The organism is Curtobacterium sp. MCSS17_016, from assembly GCF_003234255.2.
Lineage (GTDB): Bacteria > Actinomycetota > Actinomycetes > Actinomycetales > Microbacteriaceae > Curtobacterium > Curtobacterium flaccumfaciens.
Window position 1 is genome coordinate 258,491 of sequence record NZ_CP126254.1, and the last position, 19,551, is coordinate 278,041.

General features: G+C 66.5%; 22 protein-coding genes. 3 read left to right on the plus strand and 19 right to left on the minus strand.

Translation table 11 applies throughout. The features are described from left to right. Positions 1–3 precede the first annotated feature (3 nt). Both DEJ19_RS01290 and DEJ19_RS01295 read right to left on the minus strand, forming a co-directional pair. Positions 4–327, minus strand: a complete 324-nt coding sequence (locus DEJ19_RS01290; protein WP_110894310.1) for a hypothetical protein — start codon at positions 325–327, stop codon at positions 4–6. A gap of 460 nt (positions 328–787) precedes the next feature. Continuing rightward, a complete protein-coding gene (locus DEJ19_RS01295) occupies positions 788–1,768 on the minus strand; it encodes an AraC family transcriptional regulator (RefSeq protein WP_146250662.1) in 981 nt (326 codons plus the stop codon). A 156-nt stretch (positions 1,769–1,924) separates the two neighbouring features. Between DEJ19_RS01295 and DEJ19_RS01300 the strand changes: the two genes are divergently transcribed. After that, positions 1,925–2,080, plus strand: coding sequence for a hypothetical protein (locus DEJ19_RS01300; protein ID WP_181420054.1), 156 nt, complete (start codon positions 1,925–1,927; stop codon positions 2,078–2,080). A gap of 60 nt (positions 2,081–2,140) precedes the next feature. On the opposite strand, the gene DEJ19_RS01305 is transcribed toward DEJ19_RS01300, so the two are convergent. From DEJ19_RS01305 to DEJ19_RS01370, 14 genes are all read right to left on the minus strand, one after another. Next, the gene (locus DEJ19_RS01305) at positions 2,141–2,329 is read right to left on the minus strand and encodes a hypothetical protein (protein WP_110860361.1); all 189 of its coding nucleotides are present in this window, start codon (positions 2,327–2,329) and stop codon (positions 2,141–2,143) included. Positions 2,330–2,579: 250 nt separating this feature from the next. After that, complete coding sequence (locus DEJ19_RS01310; RefSeq protein WP_110894316.1) at positions 2,580–3,746, minus strand: molybdopterin molybdotransferase MoeA; 1,167 nt, start codon at positions 3,744–3,746, stop codon at positions 2,580–2,582. Then, on the minus strand, positions 3,743–3,976 hold the full coding sequence (locus tag DEJ19_RS01315) for a DUF6457 domain-containing protein (RefSeq protein WP_220033650.1): 234 nt from the start codon (positions 3,974–3,976) through the stop codon (positions 3,743–3,745). Before DEJ19_RS01315 ends, DEJ19_RS01310 begins: the two co-directional genes overlap by 4 nt. Beyond that, complete coding sequence (gene mobA, locus DEJ19_RS01320; protein ID WP_181421162.1) at positions 3,960–4,580, minus strand: molybdenum cofactor guanylyltransferase; 621 nt, start codon at positions 4,578–4,580, stop codon at positions 3,960–3,962. Before mobA ends, DEJ19_RS01315 begins: the two co-directional genes overlap by 17 nt. Next, complete coding sequence (locus tag DEJ19_RS01325; protein WP_110894318.1) at positions 4,577–5,104, minus strand: HPP family protein; 528 nt, start codon at positions 5,102–5,104, stop codon at positions 4,577–4,579. The genes mobA and DEJ19_RS01325 overlap by 4 nt, the downstream gene beginning before the upstream one ends. Further along, complete coding sequence (locus tag DEJ19_RS01330) at positions 5,101–5,562, minus strand: hypothetical protein (protein ID WP_110894320.1); 462 nt, start codon at positions 5,560–5,562, stop codon at positions 5,101–5,103. Before DEJ19_RS01330 ends, DEJ19_RS01325 begins: the two co-directional genes overlap by 4 nt. Next, on the minus strand, positions 5,562–8,045 hold the full coding sequence (locus DEJ19_RS01335) for a molybdopterin oxidoreductase family protein (protein ID WP_110894348.1): 2,484 nt from the start codon (positions 8,043–8,045) through the stop codon (positions 5,562–5,564). Before DEJ19_RS01335 ends, DEJ19_RS01330 begins: the two co-directional genes overlap by 1 nt. A gap of 278 nt (positions 8,046–8,323) precedes the next feature. Further along, positions 8,324–9,403 (minus strand): FUSC family protein, encoded by a 1,080-nt coding sequence (locus tag DEJ19_RS01340; protein ID WP_110894322.1) that lies wholly within the window; start codon positions 9,401–9,403, stop codon positions 8,324–8,326. 342 nt (positions 9,404–9,745) lie between these two features. Beyond that, entirely contained in the window at positions 9,746–10,162 is a 417-nt protein-coding gene (locus tag DEJ19_RS01345) for a CBS domain-containing protein (protein WP_110894325.1), read from the minus strand. Positions 10,163–10,279: 117 nt separating this feature from the next. Beyond that, a complete protein-coding gene (locus DEJ19_RS01350; protein WP_110894327.1) occupies positions 10,280–10,888 on the minus strand; it encodes a hypothetical protein in 609 nt (202 codons plus the stop codon). Positions 10,889–10,962: 74 nt separating this feature from the next. Continuing rightward, positions 10,963–11,298 carry a PRC-barrel domain-containing protein gene (locus DEJ19_RS01355; protein WP_110894328.1) on the minus strand — a complete coding sequence of 112 codons (336 nt, stop codon included), beginning with the start codon at positions 11,296–11,298 and terminating at the stop codon, positions 10,963–10,965. Next, positions 11,285–11,665, minus strand: coding sequence for a hypothetical protein (locus tag DEJ19_RS01360; protein WP_258366798.1), 381 nt, complete (start codon positions 11,663–11,665; stop codon positions 11,285–11,287). Before DEJ19_RS01360 ends, DEJ19_RS01355 begins: the two co-directional genes overlap by 14 nt. A gap of 29 nt (positions 11,666–11,694) precedes the next feature. After that, positions 11,695–12,933, minus strand: coding sequence for an NRAMP family divalent metal transporter (locus DEJ19_RS01365; protein ID WP_110894332.1), 1,239 nt, complete (start codon positions 12,931–12,933; stop codon positions 11,695–11,697). Next, the gene (locus tag DEJ19_RS01370; protein ID WP_284176581.1) at positions 12,930–13,244 is read right to left on the minus strand and encodes a hypothetical protein; all 315 of its coding nucleotides are present in this window, start codon (positions 13,242–13,244) and stop codon (positions 12,930–12,932) included. The genes DEJ19_RS01365 and DEJ19_RS01370 overlap by 4 nt, the downstream gene beginning before the upstream one ends. A gap of 311 nt (positions 13,245–13,555) precedes the next feature. Between DEJ19_RS01370 and DEJ19_RS01375 the strand changes: the two genes are divergently transcribed. Beyond that, on the plus strand, positions 13,556–14,176 hold the full coding sequence (locus DEJ19_RS01375) for a DUF6328 family protein (protein WP_258377396.1): 621 nt from the start codon (positions 13,556–13,558) through the stop codon (positions 14,174–14,176). Positions 14,177–14,505: 329 nt separating this feature from the next. Further along, positions 14,506–15,498, plus strand: a complete 993-nt coding sequence (locus DEJ19_RS01380; protein ID WP_181421164.1) for an IS481 family transposase — start codon at positions 14,506–14,508, stop codon at positions 15,496–15,498. A 96-nt stretch (positions 15,499–15,594) separates the two neighbouring features. Here the strand turns inward: DEJ19_RS01380 and DEJ19_RS01385 are convergent, their stop codons facing one another. The 3 genes from DEJ19_RS01385 to DEJ19_RS01395 all read right to left on the minus strand — a co-directional run bounded on the left by DEJ19_RS01385 (position 15,595) and on the right by DEJ19_RS01395 (position 19,482). Next, complete coding sequence (locus tag DEJ19_RS01385) at positions 15,595–16,053, minus strand: hypothetical protein (protein WP_146239713.1); 459 nt, start codon at positions 16,051–16,053, stop codon at positions 15,595–15,597. Between the two features lie 722 nt (positions 16,054–16,775). After that, positions 16,776–17,657, minus strand: a complete 882-nt coding sequence (locus tag DEJ19_RS01390) for a PfkB family carbohydrate kinase (protein ID WP_110894338.1) — start codon at positions 17,655–17,657, stop codon at positions 16,776–16,778. A gap of 706 nt (positions 17,658–18,363) precedes the next feature. Beyond that, entirely contained in the window at positions 18,364–19,482 is a 1,119-nt protein-coding gene (locus DEJ19_RS01395; protein WP_502869782.1) for an IS30 family transposase, read from the minus strand. Positions 19,483–19,551: the final 69 nt, after the last annotated feature.

The window sequence follows — 19,551 nt, forward strand, 5'->3', positions numbered from 1 at the left end:
GGGTTAGTCCGCGTCGGTGAGGTCTGGCCGGGTGTCGGCATGAATCGGTTCGTTGTGGCCAAAGGTTTTGGCGGCAGCACGTAGCCGTGCGACGAACTCTCGGTCTTCGACTTCGAGTTCGTCCTCGTCGGCGTCCTCGATGACGATCTCGCTGGACGGGCCGATCAGGATCTTCGTGGTCGTCATCGTTCCGTCTTCTGCGACCGCGGGCACGTCGACGGTGTCGGCACGGTCACCGCCGGCGAGGGCTGCGGCGTACTCGATGACAGCATCGGCGACGTCGTCGCTGGTGAGGATCGTGGTGCTGTCGTAGTGGATGTGCTTCATCAGATGCTCCTTCCACTGACATGAAACCGATCCCAGCTGTATGCGGGTGCAGTGCTCCGCTCCGCTCCGCGCAACCAGCCTGGGGCCGGGCTGCTAAGCGGGGTGGGTGCGGGAGTGCAGCCAGCGGGCGTGGGCTTCGATCTGGCTCCGCGCGGATTCCAAGGAGCTGTGCGTTCCCGTGACCGCGTTGTCAGCACTGTGGGCGGCGTACTGGTCCGATCGCGTGACGTCGCCGAGGAGGGTGCCATCCGAGCGGGACGCCGACCAGAAGTCAGCCGTCACTGCGGTCCAGACAAGATCACTCGGCGTGGAAAGTGGCGGCAGCATGCAGGGCTCCCTGTCGGGGCGAGAACGGTGACCCCGAGATCAGGCATCGTCGTGATGCTACGCCCGACGTCTTGGCGCTCCACAGTCCGGCCGCGACCAGCCTTGCCAGTGCTGCACGCCGGACGAATCCGGGTCACCAGCCTCGGGCGACCTGTTTGGTGCGGCGGGGGAGCTCGCCGAACTCGTCCCGGTACGAACCCGCGAACCGTCCGAGGTGCGCGAACCCCGCTCCACGCGCAATCTCCGCGATGGGCAGGTCGGATTCGGATTGCAGCTGCTCCCGCGCCAGGAGGAGTCGAATGCGTCGAAGGTAGGCCAACGGTGTGATGCCGTGATGCCGGCTGAAGGCAGCTTGGAGGCCACGGACGCTCAAGCCGGCAGCATCGGCGATGTCGGCGACGGTGATCTGCTCCGTCGCGTGCTCGAGCAGGAACGTCTCGGCGCGTGCGAACCGGGCACTCGCAGCGGTCTGTGGGCTGGATCGTCCGACGGGCCAGTGCGGAATCGCCGTCAGCAGGCCGCCAGCAGCGAACCGGGTCAGCTCACGTTCCCGCTCCTCTGACACCTCCTCCGGTCCGGCGAGCACTTCCGCGGCGACCGCGCGGACCATCAACCAAAAGGCTGCCAGTGTCGGCCCCTCGGGAACGTGCCGGGGCTGGAACTCCAACGGTCCTGGCGCCCAAGCCCCACGCTCCGCAGCGACCTGCTCGACGGTCGCCCGGTCGATGCGGATGACATCTTTCTGGAACGACTCGAACCGGACCGGTTGCGGCGCGTTCCGGAACAGCACCGGCCGGCCGATCGGGACGCGGTGCCCGTCAACGGTGCCCCGTCCGGACTTCAACCAGACCAGCACTATCGCACTGTCCGGCTCGATCGTGCCCCTGACCACGCCACTGCAGGCCGTCGACTCCAGCGACAACAACCGCGTTCCACGAACCCGCTCCTCGAACGCGAACGTCGCACCACCCGCGTCCACGTCAACGCCGTGCGTCACATGCGTGCGCGCGATCGCATCCGCAGCGACAGCAGGGTCAGCGGTCTGGGCCACGCGTTGGGTGCGACGCATCGGTTCGGTCATCCTCTGATGATGCGGCCAACTCGGCTTATCCACAATACGTAGGGCTAACTTCCGAAAACGGATATTAACCTGGGTGGCGCACAGTGGGCAGCCCTTAGTGGTTCGGGGGATCGATAACCGCGTTCCTGCCGTGCCGCTACCCTCAAACAGGGGGCACGGGAACCACGGGCAGTCATAGGGAGATCGGCCATGAGCACCTACACCAGCGACGACAACGTCGAAGCGGCACGCATCACCACCTTCAAGCGCGCGCGGAAGCAGTGGCGCCGCGAGGGCGTGGTCAATCTCTCCGGCAATGGCAGTGACTTCTTCCGCGATGATGCTCCCGAGCGCGTAAGCCGCTAGAAGAGCGAACGCTTCGACAGGTCCGCCGAAGCGGTCCGCGATACCGGGCCGCCCGGGGCATCAGATGAAGTGCTGATGTCGGTGCTCCGCGCCGGAGGGAGTGGTGACGGCGTAGTGCACCGTCAGGGGCTGCTGCCAGTCCCCGTAGTAGTCGCCCCACTCGTACAGGACGCTGTCTGGGATCACATCGGGTTCGGCGGCGAGTGCTCGTTCCGCGAGGGCGATGAGACGCTGCCGGTCGGTGTCCATGTTGTTCCCTCGTTCGCGATGCCTTGAGCGGAAGCGTGAGCAGCTGCCCCTGAGTCCCACTGGTAGCAAGCGTTTCAGCACGGGACCCTCAGCCGCCTACTCAAGCGCCACGACTTCGATCATCGGCGGCCTGAGCGCTCGGTGGGTGCCGCGCGCCCTACGGCGGCCCTAGCTTGACTTGGATCACTGTGCTCCCGGTGGCCCTTCGTAGCGACGCTTCATCTCGTGCTGCGGGCAGCTGGAACTCGAGCTAATGGATCCATGGCATCGGTATAGCCTGAACCGACTGTCCTGCCAGCGCGCCTGACGGTTCGATAACCGCGAGAGCGTCCGCGTCGATGAGGCCGGTGATCATCGCGGCTCCCTGCCGTTCCACGGCGAACAGCTCTCCTGCAACCTCTCGCACCGCGACGAGCCTCGTGCCTCGCGTCACCCCGCTGAAGTCTTGGCCGCTCACGCGCCGTTGAAGCGACGGGGACGGCTGCCCGATCAGCCCGGCGATGAGGGGCGATCCGATTGTGAGCAGCGCCGCGACGGCGGCGAAGGGGTTCCCGGGTAGCCCGATCACTGGGACGTGACCCAACTGAGCCAGGACGGTGGGGTGTCCCGGCCGGATGTCGACGCCGCGCACGCGGATCACTCCGCCGGTCTCACCGACCGCGGGAACGAGGTGATCGCATCGCCCGTGGCCGGTCCCTCCGGTCGTGATTATGACGTCGACATCGTTTCGTGTTAGTGCTGCGCGGACGGCGTCGCGGTCGTCCTGGACCCTCGTGATGTCCGTGATGGAGACGCCCTGGGTCGCAAGGATTGCGGGTAGGGCGATGGCGAATGCGTCCCGGACCTGACCGGGGGCGGGGACGCCGCTGTCGATGACCTCGTCGCCGAGGAGGACGAGCGCGGCACGAGGTGCCGGGTACACGGTGAGTTCGTCGAGTCCGGCGACGGCCGCTGCCGCTGCGACGGGTGGTGTCACCGGTGTCCCGGCGGGTGCGAGGAGATCGCCGACACGGATTTCCTCTCCGGCTCGGCGAATGTCTGACCCCGGCGACGCAGGCCGGCCAGCGAGACCGAGGAGGCGGTCGCCGTGGAGGTCGCCGTGCTCGGCTCGGAGAACGGCCGCGGCACCGGGAGGGACGGCGCCGCCGGTCGTTACGGTGCGGGCGCGGCCGGGGGCGAGCGGCGGCCCGGGTAGGGCTCCCATGGTCACCGTCCCGTCGAGGCGCCACGGTCCGGGGCCGGACACCACCCACCCGTCCATAGCGGACGTGTCGGTCGTGGGGACGGTCGCCTGCGCGGTCGCGGCGGCGGCGAGGGTGTACCCGAGTGCTCCGCTGAGTGGCACGGTCTGCGGAGCCCCGATGCGTCGACAGCCGATCTCGTAGGCGACAGCCCGTGCTTGCTGGAGTGAGGTCATACCGCTGGCAGGGTTCGCCGGACGATCGCGGTTGCCTCGGCCTGCGAAGCACCTCGGCCGACGGCGATGCCCACGAGGTAGGCCGTGAGCGGCGCTGCGGGTCGGGCGACGCCATGTGCGGCGTCTCGTGCGAGGTCGAGGACGGCGGCGATGTCGACTCCCGTATTGGTGAGGCCGAGTACCTCGCAGACCGTGTTGGTCCAGTCATCGAGTTCAGCTGGGTCGGTCATCGGGTCCTCGCTCGGGGGCGGCAGCGGCGGCTGCGAACTGAATGGGGGTGTCGATGTCCGCTGTGAGGGCGGCCTCGAGTAGGACGTCGCGGAGCCGGAGCGGCGCGAGCAGGTCGCGCATCGAGGCGCCGTCGAGGCCCCCGCGTGTGGTCGTGAGTCTCGCGCAGGCACCGCGGAGCGCGTCGCTCCGGTAGATGCCGAGGAGCGGTTGGCGATGTCCATCGGGGTCCTTGGCCACCCAGCCGTCGTCGGCGGGAGCCTCCGCTCCGACCGCTCCTTGGAGTGCGTCCACCGCGTCACGGGCGACCGCGACGTCGACGGCGAGGAGAACTACATGCTGAGCCGGTGCCCCGCTCTCGCAGAGCTTTTCCAGGCCGGCCGCGACGGCCGCAGCAGGGCCGCCGAACGGCGGGTCCTCCCGAGTCCAGAGGACCGGGCGTGCCGTCGGCGGTTGGCGCGGGCCGACCACCACCGTTCGTGCCGGAGCGACCGCCAGAACGGCCCGATCGAGGAGAGATGTTCCCCCGAGTATCAGCGCACCTTTGTCGGCGCCCTGGAGGCGGCGGGCACGTCCACCGGCGAGGATGATCGCGTCCTGCTTCACGATTGTCCATTGCTTGTGACACGGTTCAATGCCCAGCCAGCGACGGTGACCAAGAGCACGGCCCCGGCCATGTCGAGCAACTGCAGTGGCTCGCTGAGGATCCCGAGGCTCACGATCAACGTCGTCGCTCCGGCTGGGGGGTGTGGTAGTCGGATGAGCTGCAGGACGAGCGTGGTCAGGGCGACGGAGACTGCCCCGGCGGCGACGTAGCCGAGTGTGAGTCCGCCGGTCGGTGCTGCTGTCGACCCGGCGAGCCCGAAAGCCAGGAAGCAGCCGTAGCCGACGATGATCGCCACGAGGTGCCCGACGAGCGCGTTCATCGGTCGCGACGCGTGCTGCTTCGGCGCCGTGAAGAACAACATGACCGTCGGGCCGAGGCTTGGGAACAACCACGGTTGTGCCGTCGCGAGCCCGACGGCGCCGCTGATTGTGAGAACCACCAGGCAGAGCAGTGCCGCGACGAGGGCGCGCGGCCGGTCCGTGTCGTCCTGGCCGGACGACGATTGGTCCGCTGGTGTGCTCACGAGGCCACGACGAGTGCTTGGGGTGCCGCCTGCTTCATCCGCGTGCGGAGCCAGGACAGCTGTAGCTCCGTCTGCGCGCTGCACTGGCGGACGACGACCAGCAGTTCCTCGTCACGCAAGCCCCGTCCGGCCTGCTGCACCATCGTCCAGGTGATGTCGACGAGCGAGGCGAGGACATACACGTCCTGCAGGTCGCGGAGGAGCCCGACCGGCCCGGACCGCGTCGACGACAGAGCGTCCGCGTGGAGCCGCTCGGGTTCGTCCTCCGAATCCGCCTCGCCGTACCGCTCAATCACGGGACCGAGCGCATCGGCGTGGTCGTCGCACTGCTTCGCCAGGGTGTGGCACAAGTGAAAGACGTCCGGCTCCGCGGCGTGCCCCTCGGCGACCTGACGGAACGATTCGGCCAGCGATTGCTCCGCGTGGTGCAGGAGCCCCAGGTAGACCGGCAGCAGCATCAGTAGCCTCCTTGGTCTTCGGCCCGCGGCGGGTCCGTCGGACGCAGCCGTTCCTCAACCTCCGCGTCCGGACCGCCCACAGTTGCCGGCACGGCTGCACCGGCGCCGGCGGCTGGACGCGACGCGGCGGTCGTCGGTGCCGGCGCGGGACCCTCGCCGTCGGCGACCTTCTCGACACGGACCGCAGCGACCTTGAACAGGGGCTGCTTCGACACCGGATCCCACTCCGTGCTCGTCAGCTCGTTCGCGGCGCTCGGTCGATCGCCCGGCGCAGACCGGTCCTGGTCCCAGTAGCCGTAGTGGAACGGAGCAAACACGGTGCCGTCGCGGATGTCGCTCACCCGAGCGGGCACGACGAGCTCCCCACGCGGCGAGGTCACCCTGACGATGTCACCCTCCCGCACACCGAGACGCTGCGCATCGCCCCTGGATAGCTCGATCCAGGCCTTCGGCGCGGCTCGGTTTAACTGCCGGGCACGGCCGGTGCGGGTTCGTGTGTGGAACTGGTAGACGGTCCGGCCGGTCGTGTACCGCAGGGGGTAGTCGTCGGTCGGTTCTTCGTGCGGTGGTTGGTAATTGGCCGGTTTGAGGACAGCGCGTCCGTCCACCCGCATTGAGGAATACTTCACGGGGCCGACAGTCGCGCCTGTGAGAAGGTCGTGGCCGTAGGTCTCAGCGTCGTCCATCCAGGTGCGGAAGACGCCGTCTCCGTAGAGTCGGGCGGTGCCGTCCGGGTGCTCCTCGTTGCACGGCCAGGGGATCCCACTGCCGCCGCGGAGTCGGTCGTAGCTGATCCCGGTGTAGTCGCAGAGCTTTCCGCGCGTGCACGCCTGCCATGCACGGAACCCGTCCTCGGGATCTGTCCAGTCGAGCAAGGGCGCACCATCGTTGCGGCGGAAGTCCATCCGACGTGCGTAGTCGAGGAAGATGTCGAGGTCGCTGCGCGCCTCACCCGGCGGGTCGACCGCCTTGTCGGCGAGGTGCACGGTGCGGTTGACGTTTGTGAACGCGCCCTGCTTCTCGCCCCATCCTGCAGCGGGCAGGACGACGTCGGCGAGCATCGCGGTTTCAGTCATGTACAGGTCCTGCACCACGAGGAACAGGCCCTCCTTCGCCAGGACGTCGCGGATCCGCCTCGACTGCGGCATCGACACCGCGGGGTTCGTCGCGGATACCCAGAGAAACTCGATGCTGCCCTGCTCGACGTATCGGAAGATCTGCATCGCATGGGTCGGCGTGGACCAGTGCGGGATCTTGTCGACGTTGACGCCCCAAAGCTCCGCGAGCTCAGCGACGTGCTTGGGGTTCTCCCAGTTCCGGAAACCCGGGAGATCACCATCAGCGCCGGTCTCCCGGGTGTTCTGTGCCGTCGGCTGCCCGTTCATCTGCAGGATCCCGCAGCCCGGGCGGCCGATCATGCCTCGAAGCAGGTGCAGGTTGTTCACCTGGCACGACGACGCCGTCGCCTGCGACGCCTGGTAGAAACCCTGCAAAACGGTTGAGAGGACGCGTTCGCTCGTTCCGATGATCCGAGCGGCTGCTCGGACGTCGTCCGCGTCGACGTCGCAGGTCTCCGCAACGGCCTCCGGCGTCCACGGCTCGACGGTCCTGCGGAGTTCGTCGACGCCGATGGTGTGCGCGCTGATGTAATCCTCGTCGACCCATCCTTCGTGGAAGAGCTCGCGGACGAGCCCGTTCATGAGCGCGAGGTTCGTGCCCGGCCGGACGGGCAGGTGCACGTCGGCATGTCGAGCAACCTCGGTCTCTCGGGGGTCGACGCAGACCACGAGGGGACGGTTCGGGCCGGCAATCCGATCGAGGACCCGGGTCCACAGCACGGTTTGCGTCTCTGCCATGTTGTGCCCGTACAGGACGATCGCGTCGCAGGAGTCAATGTCCTCGTAGCTGCCGGGCTGCCCGTCCGACCCGAAGCTCTCCTTCATCGCTGCTGCGGCCGTCGCAGTGCACAGCCTCGTGTTGCCGTCCATGTGCGGGGTACCGAGCCCCGCTTTGCCGATGATCGCGAGCGCGTAGTACTCCTCGAGATAGAGCTGCCCGCTGGTGTAAAACCCGTGGGTCAACGGCCCCTTCTCACTCAGGAGCTGTCGGCTGCGTTGGACGACCCGGTCCATTGCGGTGTCCCAGTCGGTCTCGACGAGTTCACCGTCGACGCGGATGAGGGGGCGGGTCAGCCGGTCCTCGCCCTGCATCCCCTGCCACGACCCGAAGAGTCCCTTCGGGCCCAGCCGGCCGTGGTTGACAGTGTCCTGCACGCGGCCGCGGACGCCGACCATTTGACCGCCTCGAACCGCGATGTCGCAGGCACACCCATTGCTGCAGAGGGTGCAAGCGGACTGCACCCACCGATCCACATCCGTCTCGTCGACCCCGTCGGCGAGTTTCTGATCGAGGCGCACGGGCCACAGTTCGTCGCGTGCGAACGGCGTGCGGGTACCCCAAACGTCTGCGATCCTGTCGGGCATCATCGTCCTTCCAGCCCCGGCCGTGGGCGGCCGAGCTTCCCCATCTAACTCCGTCGCCGGTTGACGGTCTCCTACGGTGTGGCGTCCTTGAGAGCGGTGCCCACATTCGCGCAGCATCATGAGCGGTTCATCGGGCCCCCAGAATCGGGCTTGCGCAGTGAACTTGGCGCGATCGCTAGGCAACGCAGCCCCTGGATCGGGGACGTCTTCGGTGCGCTAGGCATACTTATTACGCCCGTGGCTTCCCGGCACTGAAGTCCCGCCGCAACGACGGGCGGTCAGGAGTGTGTGTTCAGGCTCATCAGGATGCGGCGTAGGTGCATGGCGGTGAGGACGCCGGGGCCCATCGCCTGTCCTTGTTCCGTTGTTCGTTGATCCACCGCTTCCGCGAGTTGGCGGAGCGCACGGGTCGCCTTACCGAGCACGCGGTGGGCGGCGGCGTCTTGGTTTCCGTGTTGTTCGATGGCGGCCGCGATGGCGTGGCAAGCAGCGCTCATGGGGGCAGCCAGCTCAGGGTCGAAGCTGAGCGCTCCTGGCCGCTCCCAGACGGTGTCGGCGAGGGCGCCGGAAATGTCGCGGATGTGGAACACGATGTGATTGAGCGTTTCGAGACGCGCATGGTCGGTGCGAGTGTCGCGGCAATGTAGGAGCGCTCGAGGGTTTCCGCGCCGGCTTTCGTCGGCTTCGACGAGCGCCTGCCGAACCGATTCCGCGGTCTGTTCAAGCTGGTCCGTGTTCCGCGCCCACGCGGCATGTTCGGGTGGCCAGCTTTCCCGCAGCGCCTCGCCGATGTTCCGGAGCTGATCGGCGAGGGAACCTTGGAAGGCGTCGATCTTTGCCGCGGCTGCAGCGGAGGTGACCTGCGGGGCGATCACAATGTTCACGACGATCCCGATGGCGATACCGAATCCCATCTGGGCGAGATATCCGAGCGCGTACTGGTCTGCCTGGTTGCCGCCGATGATCAGCACGAATAACGCCGCCGTTGGCACGTACTCCCGCCCAGCACCGAACCATCCGGTCCCCGAGAGCACAACGCCCACGCCGACGATCGCGGGGATACTCCACCAGTTCGGCCCGACCGTGGCGACAACGAGCGTCGCCAAGGCGATGCCGGTCAGGAGACCGAGCAGGGTTTGTGCGCCGGATTTGAGCGATCCCATCAACGTGGGGTAGATGCTTAGCAGTGCCCCGAGCGGCGCGTAGTACGGGTAGTTGTTGACGGCACCGGGCAGGTGCGGGGCCAGCGCCCAGGAAATACCAACAGCGAGGGCTGTTTTAGCGGCAAGCAGCAACCGCGGTCGGTTCATCGCCTGTTGCCATGCCTGTTGCACGTGAGCCGCGAAGCGTCCAGCCATGTTCGACTCTATGTTCGCCGGACCCTTCGTACAGCCCTGGCGTTCACGAAAGCTTCCAGTTCTTGTCGGTGGCCATGAGTTTCTCCGTTCCACGCGATCTCGTGCTGCGGGTGAAGCGCATGCGGACTCTCGAAGGCAAGGGCCTGCGCCTGCCTGCGACTGCGGCGATGGAGGATCGCCCACCGGTCAGGACGCATCACTCGAAGCCGTAGCGCGTGCCGCGCCGTGCGCGATGCAGATACCGCGCCTATCTCGAGCACGGAGGACGATCACGGCTGCCGCAGCGTGGATCTATGAGTGCCGATCCGCAGCGTTTATGCCGTTCGATTCATCGGGTCCCGGTCACTGCTCGGAGATGTTCTCGACGGTCTCCCCGGTGGCTTCGTTTGGCAGCTGGGTGGCGATGTCGGCCTGGCTGATCATGCCGGCGAGGCGGTGTCCGTCGATCACGGGCAGGCGGCGCACCTGGTGCTCTTGCATCATGCGGAGCGCTTCCTGAATATCGTCATCAGCGCCTATGGTGACGACTTCGGTGAAGCCGAGGTCCTTCGCCGTTTTCGTTGCGGGATCGCCGCCGTAGGCGAGGCACTTGACGACGATGTCCCGGTCGGTGAGCATCCCCTTGAGCCGGTCGTCGTCGCCACAGATCGGCAGCGCTCCCACGTCGAGGTCCGCCATGAGCTTCGCTGCCTGCGTGAGCGGGTCGTTCTCGCCGATGCACTCGACGCTTTCGGTCATGAGTTCCCGTACAGTGGTCATCGTCTTCTCCTGTTCGTGGTTGATCTCCGTATCTCCCTGGCTACGCGCCCCCGTCTTGGCTACAGTCCAGGTCGTCGGAAGCGCAGCCGGTGCCAGGAGCGAATCCGGGTCGGTCCGTTAGGCGTCTTCGCGTTCGGGGTTGTCGAACCGGAAGAAGTTCGACTGCGTACCGTCGGAGCGTTGTTCCTGGTAGATGAAGTTCAACCGGCGGTCATCGAACGTCGCGAACCAGTCATCCCAAGTGACCTCGCGCAGCCGGTCGGTGGGCTCACCGAAGTCGAACCGGAGCACCCCGAGGTGGTCGCCGTGCTCGGTGCCGTCGACGGTCGCGGGTCGGCCACCGCGGGCTTCTGCCCACTGCTTGATGACCTCATGGCTCGTGGTGACCAGGCTCCGGCCCTCCCGCTCGGGATCCTCATCCGGAGAGGTGACTTCTTGCGAGTACTTGAGCGACTTCGATTCCTCGGACCCATGGCGGACCTCGCCGCCGTCCGGACCAGCGCCGACGGACTCACCAGCCTCGCCTCGGTCGCCGTTACCGGCACTACCGCCGCTGGTTTCGGCATCGACAATCGCGTCGACGAGTTCGTCCTTCTTCATCCCGCTCGTCGCACCGACGCTGTCATCCTTCGCTCGTTCGCGGAGCTTGTCGACATGGGTCGCCCGCAGCTCGGTCTCGCTGATGTCGGGAGTGTTCGGAGTGTCGTTGGTCGATTCATTCGCCATGACGTTTTCCTTTCTCGTTCGAAGACTGCATGTCCTGCCGCTGGGGAACGCAGCCTCGGTGTGGTTCTGGCTGTTCAGGTCGTGAGTTGTGGCGACCAGTGCTGCGCGTTGGGTTGCAAGGTGACCCCGTCGGTGTTGACCCGGGCGATGTCGTTCCGGAGCACTAGGAAGGTGTCGCGGTTGCGCCAGTGGAGGTAGTGGGCGACGAGCCATGGTGCGCGCATGTCGCTGCGCTCGTATCCAAGGAACGCTGATGCTCGGCGTGGGGAGACGAGGATCCCGTGGAACTGCGGGGCCGCGAGCTGCCCGTCCACGGGGCCGTCGAGCACGAACCGGACATCCAGGACACGGCCGAGGCGGGCCCCGTCCGCGTCGGTGACGGTTCGGTTGAGGAGGTCACTGAGGAGCATGACGTCCCCCGGGAATCCGACCGACGACGTGTTGTCGGAACCATCGTTCGTGCCAGGTCAGGTCGTACTCCTCAGCCTGTCGGCTGGTGGTGACTGTGATCCCGATGTCGGTGATGTCGTGCCAGGGCACGCTCTCGAACCGGGAGCGTGGCGGACGTCCGCCGAAGATCCGGGTGCCGAGGACGGGGCCGGTCAGCAACGCCACCACTCGCGGTTGCGCCTCACCACCGATCACGTCGCGGAGGTCGTCGGCGTCGAGTTCGATGTCGTCGACCGTCATCACGGGTTCCCCGGTGGGGTCCTGCACCTGCCGGTCCAGCAGGTGCAGCTGCGCGTCGAGCACTCGGCCTGCGGCACTGTGATCCACCGGCAGGTCATCGGGTTTGCGTCGTTGTCTCATGCTCCTGCTCTCGTGATGATCATCAGCGGGATCGCGGCGACCGCGGCGACCATGATGATCCCGAGGTAGACCAATCCCAGCGCGTTGGTGAGTTTGCCGTTGACGTACTTCCCCATGTACTGCGGGTCGTTCGCGACGATCAGGATCGGCAGGTACGTCAGCGGCAACGCGACCGCGGAGAACACGACCGAGAACTCCGTGACCGCGACCGGGTCGACTCCGGTGAACAGGACTCCGACGCCGACCAGCAGGCACACGATCATCAGCACATGGAACTTCGCCGCTTTCGCCGGCGCCCGGAACTTCCCCCAGGACCAGCCCCGGAACTGCGCGATCGTGTACCCGGCGGACAAGGTCGTCTCCAGCGCAGCGCCGAACGTGGCAGCGAAGATCCCGAGGATCACGATGATCAACAGGACCGGGCCGCCGGCCTGCGCGACGGGGAGCACCACTTGCGACAGGTGTGCGACTTCGATGCTCTGCGGCAGCAACACCACGGCGGCGCACACCGTGATCGCGATCGACAGCAGCCCGCCGAGGGGGAACCCGACCATCACGTTCAACCGGGATTGGCTGATGTCCTTCGGGCCCCACTTCTCCTCCACTGCTCCGGAGGAGAAGAAGAACACCTCGTACGGGGTCATCGCCGCACCGAACAAGGCGATCGCGTAGTACCAGTACGTCGCCGCGCTCTCACTCGGCGGCGGTCCCGATGTGAACAGCGACACCGCCTGCTCACCGAGCTGCACCCAGTTCGGGCCGAGGAGGAACGCGGCGACGGCGAACCCGATCAGCGCGAGCCCGATGAGGCCGGTGACGTTCTCGAGGATCTTGAACTTCACCCGCCAGATCACGATCCACACGGCGACCGCGGCGACGGGGATCCAGAGCATCGGGCTGATCCCGGACGCCAGCTGCAACGCCAACGCGATACCGCCGATCTCCGCAGTGAGGGTGAGCAGGTTGATCAGGAACGATGCCGTGAGGTTCGCCAAACCCGCGCGCGGTCCGAGACGCTCCCGGATGATCTCGAACGTCGCCCGTCCCGACACGGCGGTTACCCGTCCGGACATCTGCGCGAACAGGCAGATGCCGACAACACCGACGATGACGACCCACACCAGGGCGGTGCCGAACCGGGACCCCACCACGGCACCGGTGACGAGGTCGCCGATGTCGACGAACCCGCCGATCGCGGTCAGGATGCCGAGGGCAAGCCCGAGGAGCTTCTTCACGGCGCACCCTTCCCCAGCTGCGTCGCCCAATCGTCTGCAGCTCGGTCTGCTTTCCGCAGCTGCTTCCGGGCGGCGTCGATCCGGGCGGAAGTACCGTTCGACAGTGCCGCCCGTGCGCCGCTCAACGCGTCAGCGACATCATCAGTGACGCGGGTGCTGTGCTGCTGCAGGCGCCGCTCCGCCGGCGTGGAGACGTCCAGGGCTGCGGTCTCCGCCTGCTCGGACGCGACATCCGTCAGCGCGTCCTCGAGCGCGGTATCGGTAGCTGAGGGGAGCGTCTTCCCGTCCCGGTACTGATCGAGAGCGAGCATCCCGGACCGGGACGCCGAAACGACCTGCCCCACCGCCACCTCGAGCTGACCCTTCACGGTGGAGGACGAGCACCCCGAGAACGCGAGAATCACCACCAATGCGGCCATCGCCCCAGCTGTGCCTCTGACCGTTCGGTTGCATACCCTCATCACCCCCGGTCTACTCCCCGGGTCGCTCCTCAGTAGCGGCGCTCCCGGGGGTGGCTCGTCACTGCGGTTCGGAGAGGTCGAGGTGAGATGGGCTGGGAGGGCGCGACGCTGCGCCCTCCCAGCCCATCCCGCTTGTCCGCCACGCCGGAATATTCACGACGTTGACCGTCACCAGTAGAGCCCCTGCAGTCGCGGAATCACAACTCGCCCACCAACGGTCGGCGTGCTGCGAGAGGGCTGCCCCGGGCAGCGGGCACCATGTGGGAATGACTGATCAGGGGCTCGAAGCGGGTCGGAACGAGACGCGCGCGGAGCGGTACGACCGGAACTGGCGCGACATTCAGCAGGAGCTGCGGATTGTGCAGACCGGCACGCAGATCCTCGCCGGCTTCCTGCTGACCCTGCCGTTCCAGCAACGGTTCACGTCCCTCGGGGATGGCGAGATCGGGATCTACCTGGTGCTAGTGGTGTTCGCTGCCGGGATCACGGTCCTCGCGCTTGGAGCAGTTTCGATGCACCGCCTGCTGTTCGGACAGCGGCAGAAACACGACCTCGTCAAGTACGCCAACAGAGTCCTGTTGGCATGCCTGGTGTTCAGCGGCCTGCTGTTCGCCGGGACCGTGCTGTTCGTGTTCGACGTCGTCCTCGGCCGCTCCCTCGGGCTGATCGCTGGCGCAGTGGTATTCGTCGGCACTGCCGTGCTCTGGATCGGGTTGCCACTAGCTGCACGACGCACCCGGCGAGATCACGAAGAGATTCGGGACGGCGACGACACACGGTAGCTGCAGCAGCATTAAGCGACGCGGGGTGAAGCAGCAGCGGCCGCAGTGCTGCCGGTAGCGGAGCTGTTCAGCTGCGGGCACCCGCGGCAAACCGGCGCCCGCATACTTCATGGGATTGATCGATCGATCTCGGTGAGGTTGCAACGGCACGAACCTCCTCGATAAGGGATTCGCAGTCAGTAGGCGTTGGGCTTCCGGCCGCGCGCCCTCTAGGTGTGATGTCCAGGGACGTTGTGTCGTTGGGCGGTCGTTGACGCGCTGATCGAAGAAGGCCTCCCGGTGGTGGAGTGGAGCTGTCTAAGGACCGCTTCACCGACCAGGAGGCCTTCGTGTCCCACGCTAACGTTGCGCTGACCCCACGCGCCCGTCTTCGTCTCGCCAGGCTGATCGTCGAGGGCGGATGGCCCGCGACGACTGCAGCGAAGCTGTTCATGGTGTCGCCGATCACGGCCCGGAAGTGGGCTGCCCGATATCGGACTGATGGTGCTCCGGGAATGGCAGATCGGTCCAGCCGTCCGCACCGGATGCCTGCGAAGACGCCGCCGGAACTGGTGAAACGGATCGTGAAAGCGCGGTGGCGGCGCCGCCTCGGGCCGGTGCAGATCGGCGGCGAGCTGGGGCTACCGGCGTCGACGGTGCATGCCGTCCTGGTGCGATGCCGCATCAACCGGCTCTCCCACATCGACCGGATCACCGGGGAACCGATCCGCCGCTACGAACACGCGACTCCCGGCGCGATGATCCACGTTGACGTGACGAAGTTCGGGAACATCCCTGACGGCGGCGGCTGGCGGTTCGTTGGGAAGCAGCAAGGCGACAAACACAAAGCCGCCACAGCGCTTCGGACAGGCAAGACCGCCAAGGGCAACTGGAAGATCGGCACGGCGTTCGTTCACACCGTGATCGACGACTGCTCTCGCGTCGCCTATGCCGAGATCCATGCCGATGAGAGAGCCGTCACTGCGATCGGTGTCCTCCAGCGGGCCGTTGCCTGGTTCGCTGATCGGGGCGTCACGGTCGAGCGGGTGCTCTCCGACAACGGCTCCGCCTACAAGTCCCACGCTTGGACCGACGCATGCTCGGTGCTCGGGATCACACCGAAGAAAACCCGCCCCTACCGACTACAGACGAACGGGAAGATCGAGCGGTTCCACCGCACCCTCGGCGAGGGCTGGGCATACGCACGGTTCTACGGCTCAGAGACCGAACGCCGCCAAGCGCTCCCCGGCTGGCTTCACTTCTACAATCACCACAGGACTCACTCCGCCATCGGAGCCCCACCCATCAGCAGACTCAACAACCTGCCTGGACATCACAGCTAGCTGGCGGCGTCCCGATCGGGGATCGTGATCCGGGCGAACGAGCATGCCCGGGCCACAGACGTCGCTCCCGGTGGCCCCGCTTCAGATGCCGATCGTCTACCGGGCGGTCTTTGTCCGAACAAGCAAGGAGAGGCCGAACACGAGCACTCCCAGGCCGAACGGGGCAAGGAGGACCAGGAACGGCGCCGTCGCTCCTTCAGCGGCGAGCATCATCGCGATCCAGAAGAACGCGATGATGCCTGTTCCCGCGCTCACCGCCCCGAACGTGATCGCTGTGCCCCATCGCGAAGTGTCCGATGACAACGGGACGACCAGCAGACTGCAGACAAGTGCTCCGACGATGCCCGGCACGATGGACGACCAGAAGGCCGCGTCCGCCGAAGCCCATTTATCTGGGCCTGCTCCAGTCCAATGCACGGGCACTCGAGAAGGAGGATCCGTCCACGCCAGACGGACAGCAACCACCGAAGCTGGGGTCAGCCAGGCCAGCATCGCGGCCACAACGAGCGCAGCGCTCACGCGAACCCGCCGCTCTACGACGCCGGAACTCGACACCCCTGCACGGTACTTGACCCGTGGGGCAACTCTCCCAACGCAGTTTCCCGATGCGAGTCCGCGTGTGCTGATGGCGGTTTCAAGGGGACGCTCAGGCGAGTAAACGGTTGTTCATGTTGATGGACTGAGGACGCGTTCGGCATGGTCGACGATCTGGTCGCTGATGTCGGATGCTGCGTCGCTGCTGACTGCGGCGGAACGTTGTTGCATCGCGCGCATCAGCCACGCCATGCTGGTATCGGTGTCAGTTGCCGCTTTCGCTTCGTTTGCAGTGGGCGGCGTTCGCTCGTTCGAGTGTTGCTTGGCGCCGACGTTCGGCTGCGTCGGCTCGGCCGACGTCGAGGACTTCTTGCCAGTTCATGCAGCACCTCCGATTGGGTCGCTGCTTGCGGAACGTCCGCACCGACTCCACCGTCCGCCGCGCTGTCCCTCAGCGGTAGGGGTTGCGCATCGGCCGGAGCGGTGCAGGTGACCACCCGCTCGGTGTAGCAGGTGCGCACTGGTTCGAGCGGCGTTCCCGATGCAGAACGGCACTGCGTCGATGTGCAACAAGGCGATCGCAGTGGACCTATCCAACGCACCGTTGGGTCCCCAAATGGCGACGATCGCGCCGTCCGCATCGAACATGACAGCGTCCACAACCAGACGGGCGTCCACCCCAGCCATCCAATTCCAGCGGCAGCACGGAACCAGCACTTGGTGCGGTATACGTGGAGGGACTTTCATCGGAGCCGACTCAGGTCGGGACGTCCGCCCAGGTGTGTCACGGTGGTGGCGGCTGCGTTGGTGGCGAGCGTGCCGGCGTCGGCGGGCGTGTGGCCTCGGTGGAGGGCGGCGACGAGGCCAGCGAGGAACGCGTCGCCGGCGCCGGTGGGATCGACCGTGGGGACGTCGCCGTAGGGGTAGAAGTGACGTCCGTTGCGCCACGCGACGAGATTGCCATACCCGGGAACATCGAACGCGACCACCTCAACTCCCGCGCCGAGGATCTGGTCGGCGGCGTGGGAGGCGTCCGCTTTGGTAGCGATGTGCACTCCGGTGAGCTGTTCGGCTTCCGTCGCATCGGCACGGACCACATCCGCCAGCTCGAGCAGCGCGTCCCCTCCTTCCCGGGTTCCACCATCCAGTACGAGGCGCGCACCGTGGCGTTTCCCGAGTTCACCGGCAGCGAGGATCGTGTCGACGGGTTGCTGGAGTTGCAGGCATACGGTCCGCGCCGTGCGGAAGAATCCTTCAGCCGCGCGGAGATCGTCGATATCCAGCAGCGCTGAACTGGGGACGTCTTCGAACAAGCGGCGCTGCTCCTCGGCATCGACGATGTCGAGGAGCAGCGCGGTGCGGCCGCGTCGGCATACGCCGGTAACGTCGATGCCTTCTCGTTCGGCTTCCCTCAGTACGTCGGTGCCGGCCTGGTCCGTCCCGACCACGCTGAGCACCGCGGTACTGAACCCGAGTTGGTGGAGGCCGAGTGCCTGGTTGGCGCCTTTCCCGCCGAGCCGCTCGATGCGCTTGTGCACCGGTGCGCTGCCGCCAGCGGCGGGGATCGCGTCGGTACTGATCACCAGATCCCGCGCTACTTGCCCGACCACCACAACGTCAACCATGCGTCCCTCCTACACGTCGGCCGCTCCGTCCCCGCCGGGGTGAGGTCCACGGCCACCCATCCGGTTGGCAGTACCGTCCAAACCACCCCCAGAGCACATCAATCGGTCTGCCGTAAGCAGCGCGAGGTGATCGGGCGAGCAGAAAGCTGGCAGCATCATGAAGAACCGGGAAATCCTCACGCTGGACCCAAACGGGACCGTCCGAACGCTCGCACTCGTCGACAAACACGAACACGCCCACCAGGTCATCATCCGCGGTGACCCACCAGCCCGATTCGTGCACGACGGCCGGGCCTGGAGCGCCACAGGCAACATGATCCAACCGCCAGCATGCCCACTGTCATACGAATACCGGCCCGCGGAAGACATCACGTAAGCGCCTGCCGAACGACCGCAGCCGCGGCATTCAGATCTTCTCGGCATCGGCGGACGCGATAGCGCGCTCGGCGAAGAACGACTGGAACATGCTCAGTACCTCTTCATCGATCACAGCAGCTGTCGTTGCGTCCGGCGTGGCAGGACTCGCACTCTTAGGGGCAGTCGGTGTGCCCTTGTCAGGCGCCGTGGTCGAAGATGCTGTTGGAAGCGCCGCCCGCACCAGACGCTGGTCACTCGGTGCCGACGAGAGCCCTGCGGTAGCGCCGTTCGACGCGGTAGCCGAGACGATCGAACTGACCGTGACACCGTCCGATAGCCGGTGGCGGTTTCAAGGGGTCGTTGCAACGGGTCGTTGTTTCGGGTCCGAGAGTAGCTGCTCGAATGCTTCTGCTGGGGTGCGGTGGCCGAGCGTTTTGCGGGGTCTGCCGTTGAGTTCCGTAGCGACTTCGAGGAGTCGTTCCGGGCTGTGGATGGTGAGGTCGGTGGATTTCGGGAAGTACTGCCGGAGCAGGCCGTTGGTGTTCTCGTTCGAGCCGCGCTGCCACGGCTTGTGGGGGTCGCAGAAGTAGATCGCGAGGTCCGTGGCGAGAGTGATGTCCTTGTGCCGGGCAAGCTCCGTGCCCTGATCCCACGTCAACGACCGACGCAGATGCTCGGGGAGGGTTTGAATGGTGGGGATCATCGCGTCGCGGACGGCGTCGGCGCTGTGCCCATCAGGCAGGTGCAGCAGCATCACGTACCGGGTGGTCCGCTCGACGAGGGTGCCGATGGCACTGCGCGCGTTCGTGCCGACGATCAGATCCCCTTCCCAGTGACCGGGAACGGCCCGGTCATTGGCTTCGGCGGGGCGTTCACTGATCAGGACCATGTCGCGGATCTTCGACCACGACGCCCGCCTGGGCTCGCCCCGATGGCGGCGGATCGCGCGGCCGGTGCGGAGGTGTTTGTGGAGGTCAGCGCGCAAGTGGCCGCGGCCCTGGACGAACAGGGACTGGTAGATCGTCTCGTGCGACACGTGCATCTCCGGCCGGTTCGGGAAGGACCGAATCAGGTCATCACGGATCTGCTCTGGGGACCAGTTCCGCACCAACCGCAACTCGACCTGCAGGGCGAGCTCGACCCGGTCCAGCTTCCGCGGCTTAGGCCGGCGCGCTCGGACGCGGCACCGCTTCTCGGCCGCGTATGGCCGGTAATCGCCATTGCGGGAGCTGTTCCGGGCCAGCTCTCGACTGATCGTCGAAGGAGCCCGCCCGAGCTCCGCTGCAATCCGGCGAACCCCGGCACCGGTCAGACGGAGGTCAGCGATCCGGAGCCGTTCCTCCTCGCTCAAGAACCGGCCAGAACGGGGTGCGCGCTCGAACGGGTTCTTCCCGCGAGCGGCTTTGAACCATCGGTAGCCCTGACGTGGATGCACGCCGACAGCATCGCAAGCAGTTGGCCTGCTCATGCCCTGTCCGAGTAGCTCCCAGAATCGCGCCTCTCGGGCACGCTGTTCCAGCCTCGATCCCATCTGCAA

What these genes read in the sequence shown, in the direction of transcription:
- DEJ19_RS01290 (WP_110894310.1), bottom strand. Translation starts at nt 327, where the DNA reads ATGAAGCACATCCACTACGACAGCACCACGATCCTCACCAGCGACGAC.
- DEJ19_RS01300 (WP_181420054.1), top strand. Translation starts at nt 1,925, where the DNA reads ATGAGCACCTACACCAGCGACGACAACGTCGAAGCGGCACGCATCACC.
- DEJ19_RS01305 (WP_110860361.1), bottom strand. Translation starts at nt 2,329, where the DNA reads ATGGACACCGACCGGCAGCGTCTCATCGCCCTCGCGGAACGAGCACTC.
- DEJ19_RS01310 (WP_110894316.1), bottom strand. Translation starts at nt 3,746, where the DNA reads ATGACCTCACTCCAGCAAGCACGGGCTGTCGCCTACGAGATCGGCTGT.
- DEJ19_RS01315 (WP_220033650.1), bottom strand. Translation starts at nt 3,976, where the DNA reads ATGACCGACCCAGCTGAACTCGATGACTGGACCAACACGGTCTGCGAG.
- DEJ19_RS01330 (WP_110894320.1), bottom strand. Translation starts at nt 5,562, where the DNA reads ATGCTGCTGCCGGTCTACCTGGGGCTCCTGCACCACGCGGAGCAATCG.
- DEJ19_RS01335 (WP_110894348.1), bottom strand. Translation starts at nt 8,045, where the DNA reads ATGCCCGACAGGATCGCAGACGTTTGGGGTACCCGCACGCCGTTCGCA.
- DEJ19_RS01340 (WP_110894322.1), bottom strand. Translation starts at nt 9,403, where the DNA reads ATGGCTGGACGCTTCGCGGCTCACGTGCAACAGGCATGGCAACAGGCG.
- DEJ19_RS01345 (WP_110894325.1), bottom strand. Translation starts at nt 10,162, where the DNA reads ATGACCACTGTACGGGAACTCATGACCGAAAGCGTCGAGTGCATCGGC.
- DEJ19_RS01350 (WP_110894327.1), bottom strand. Translation starts at nt 10,888, where the DNA reads ATGGCGAATGAATCGACCAACGACACTCCGAACACTCCCGACATCAGC.
- DEJ19_RS01355 (WP_110894328.1), bottom strand. Translation starts at nt 11,298, where the DNA reads ATGCTCCTCAGTGACCTCCTCAACCGAACCGTCACCGACGCGGACGGG.
- DEJ19_RS01370 (WP_284176581.1), bottom strand. Translation starts at nt 13,244, where the DNA reads ATGCTCGCTCTCGATCAGTACCGGGACGGGAAGACGCTCCCCTCAGCT.
- DEJ19_RS01390 (WP_110894338.1), bottom strand. Translation starts at nt 17,657, where the DNA reads ATGGTTGACGTTGTGGTGGTCGGGCAAGTAGCGCGGGATCTGGTGATC.
- DEJ19_RS01395 (WP_502869782.1), bottom strand. Translation starts at nt 19,482, where the DNA reads ATGAGCAGGCCAACTGCTTGCGATGCTGTCGGCGTGCATCCACGTCAG.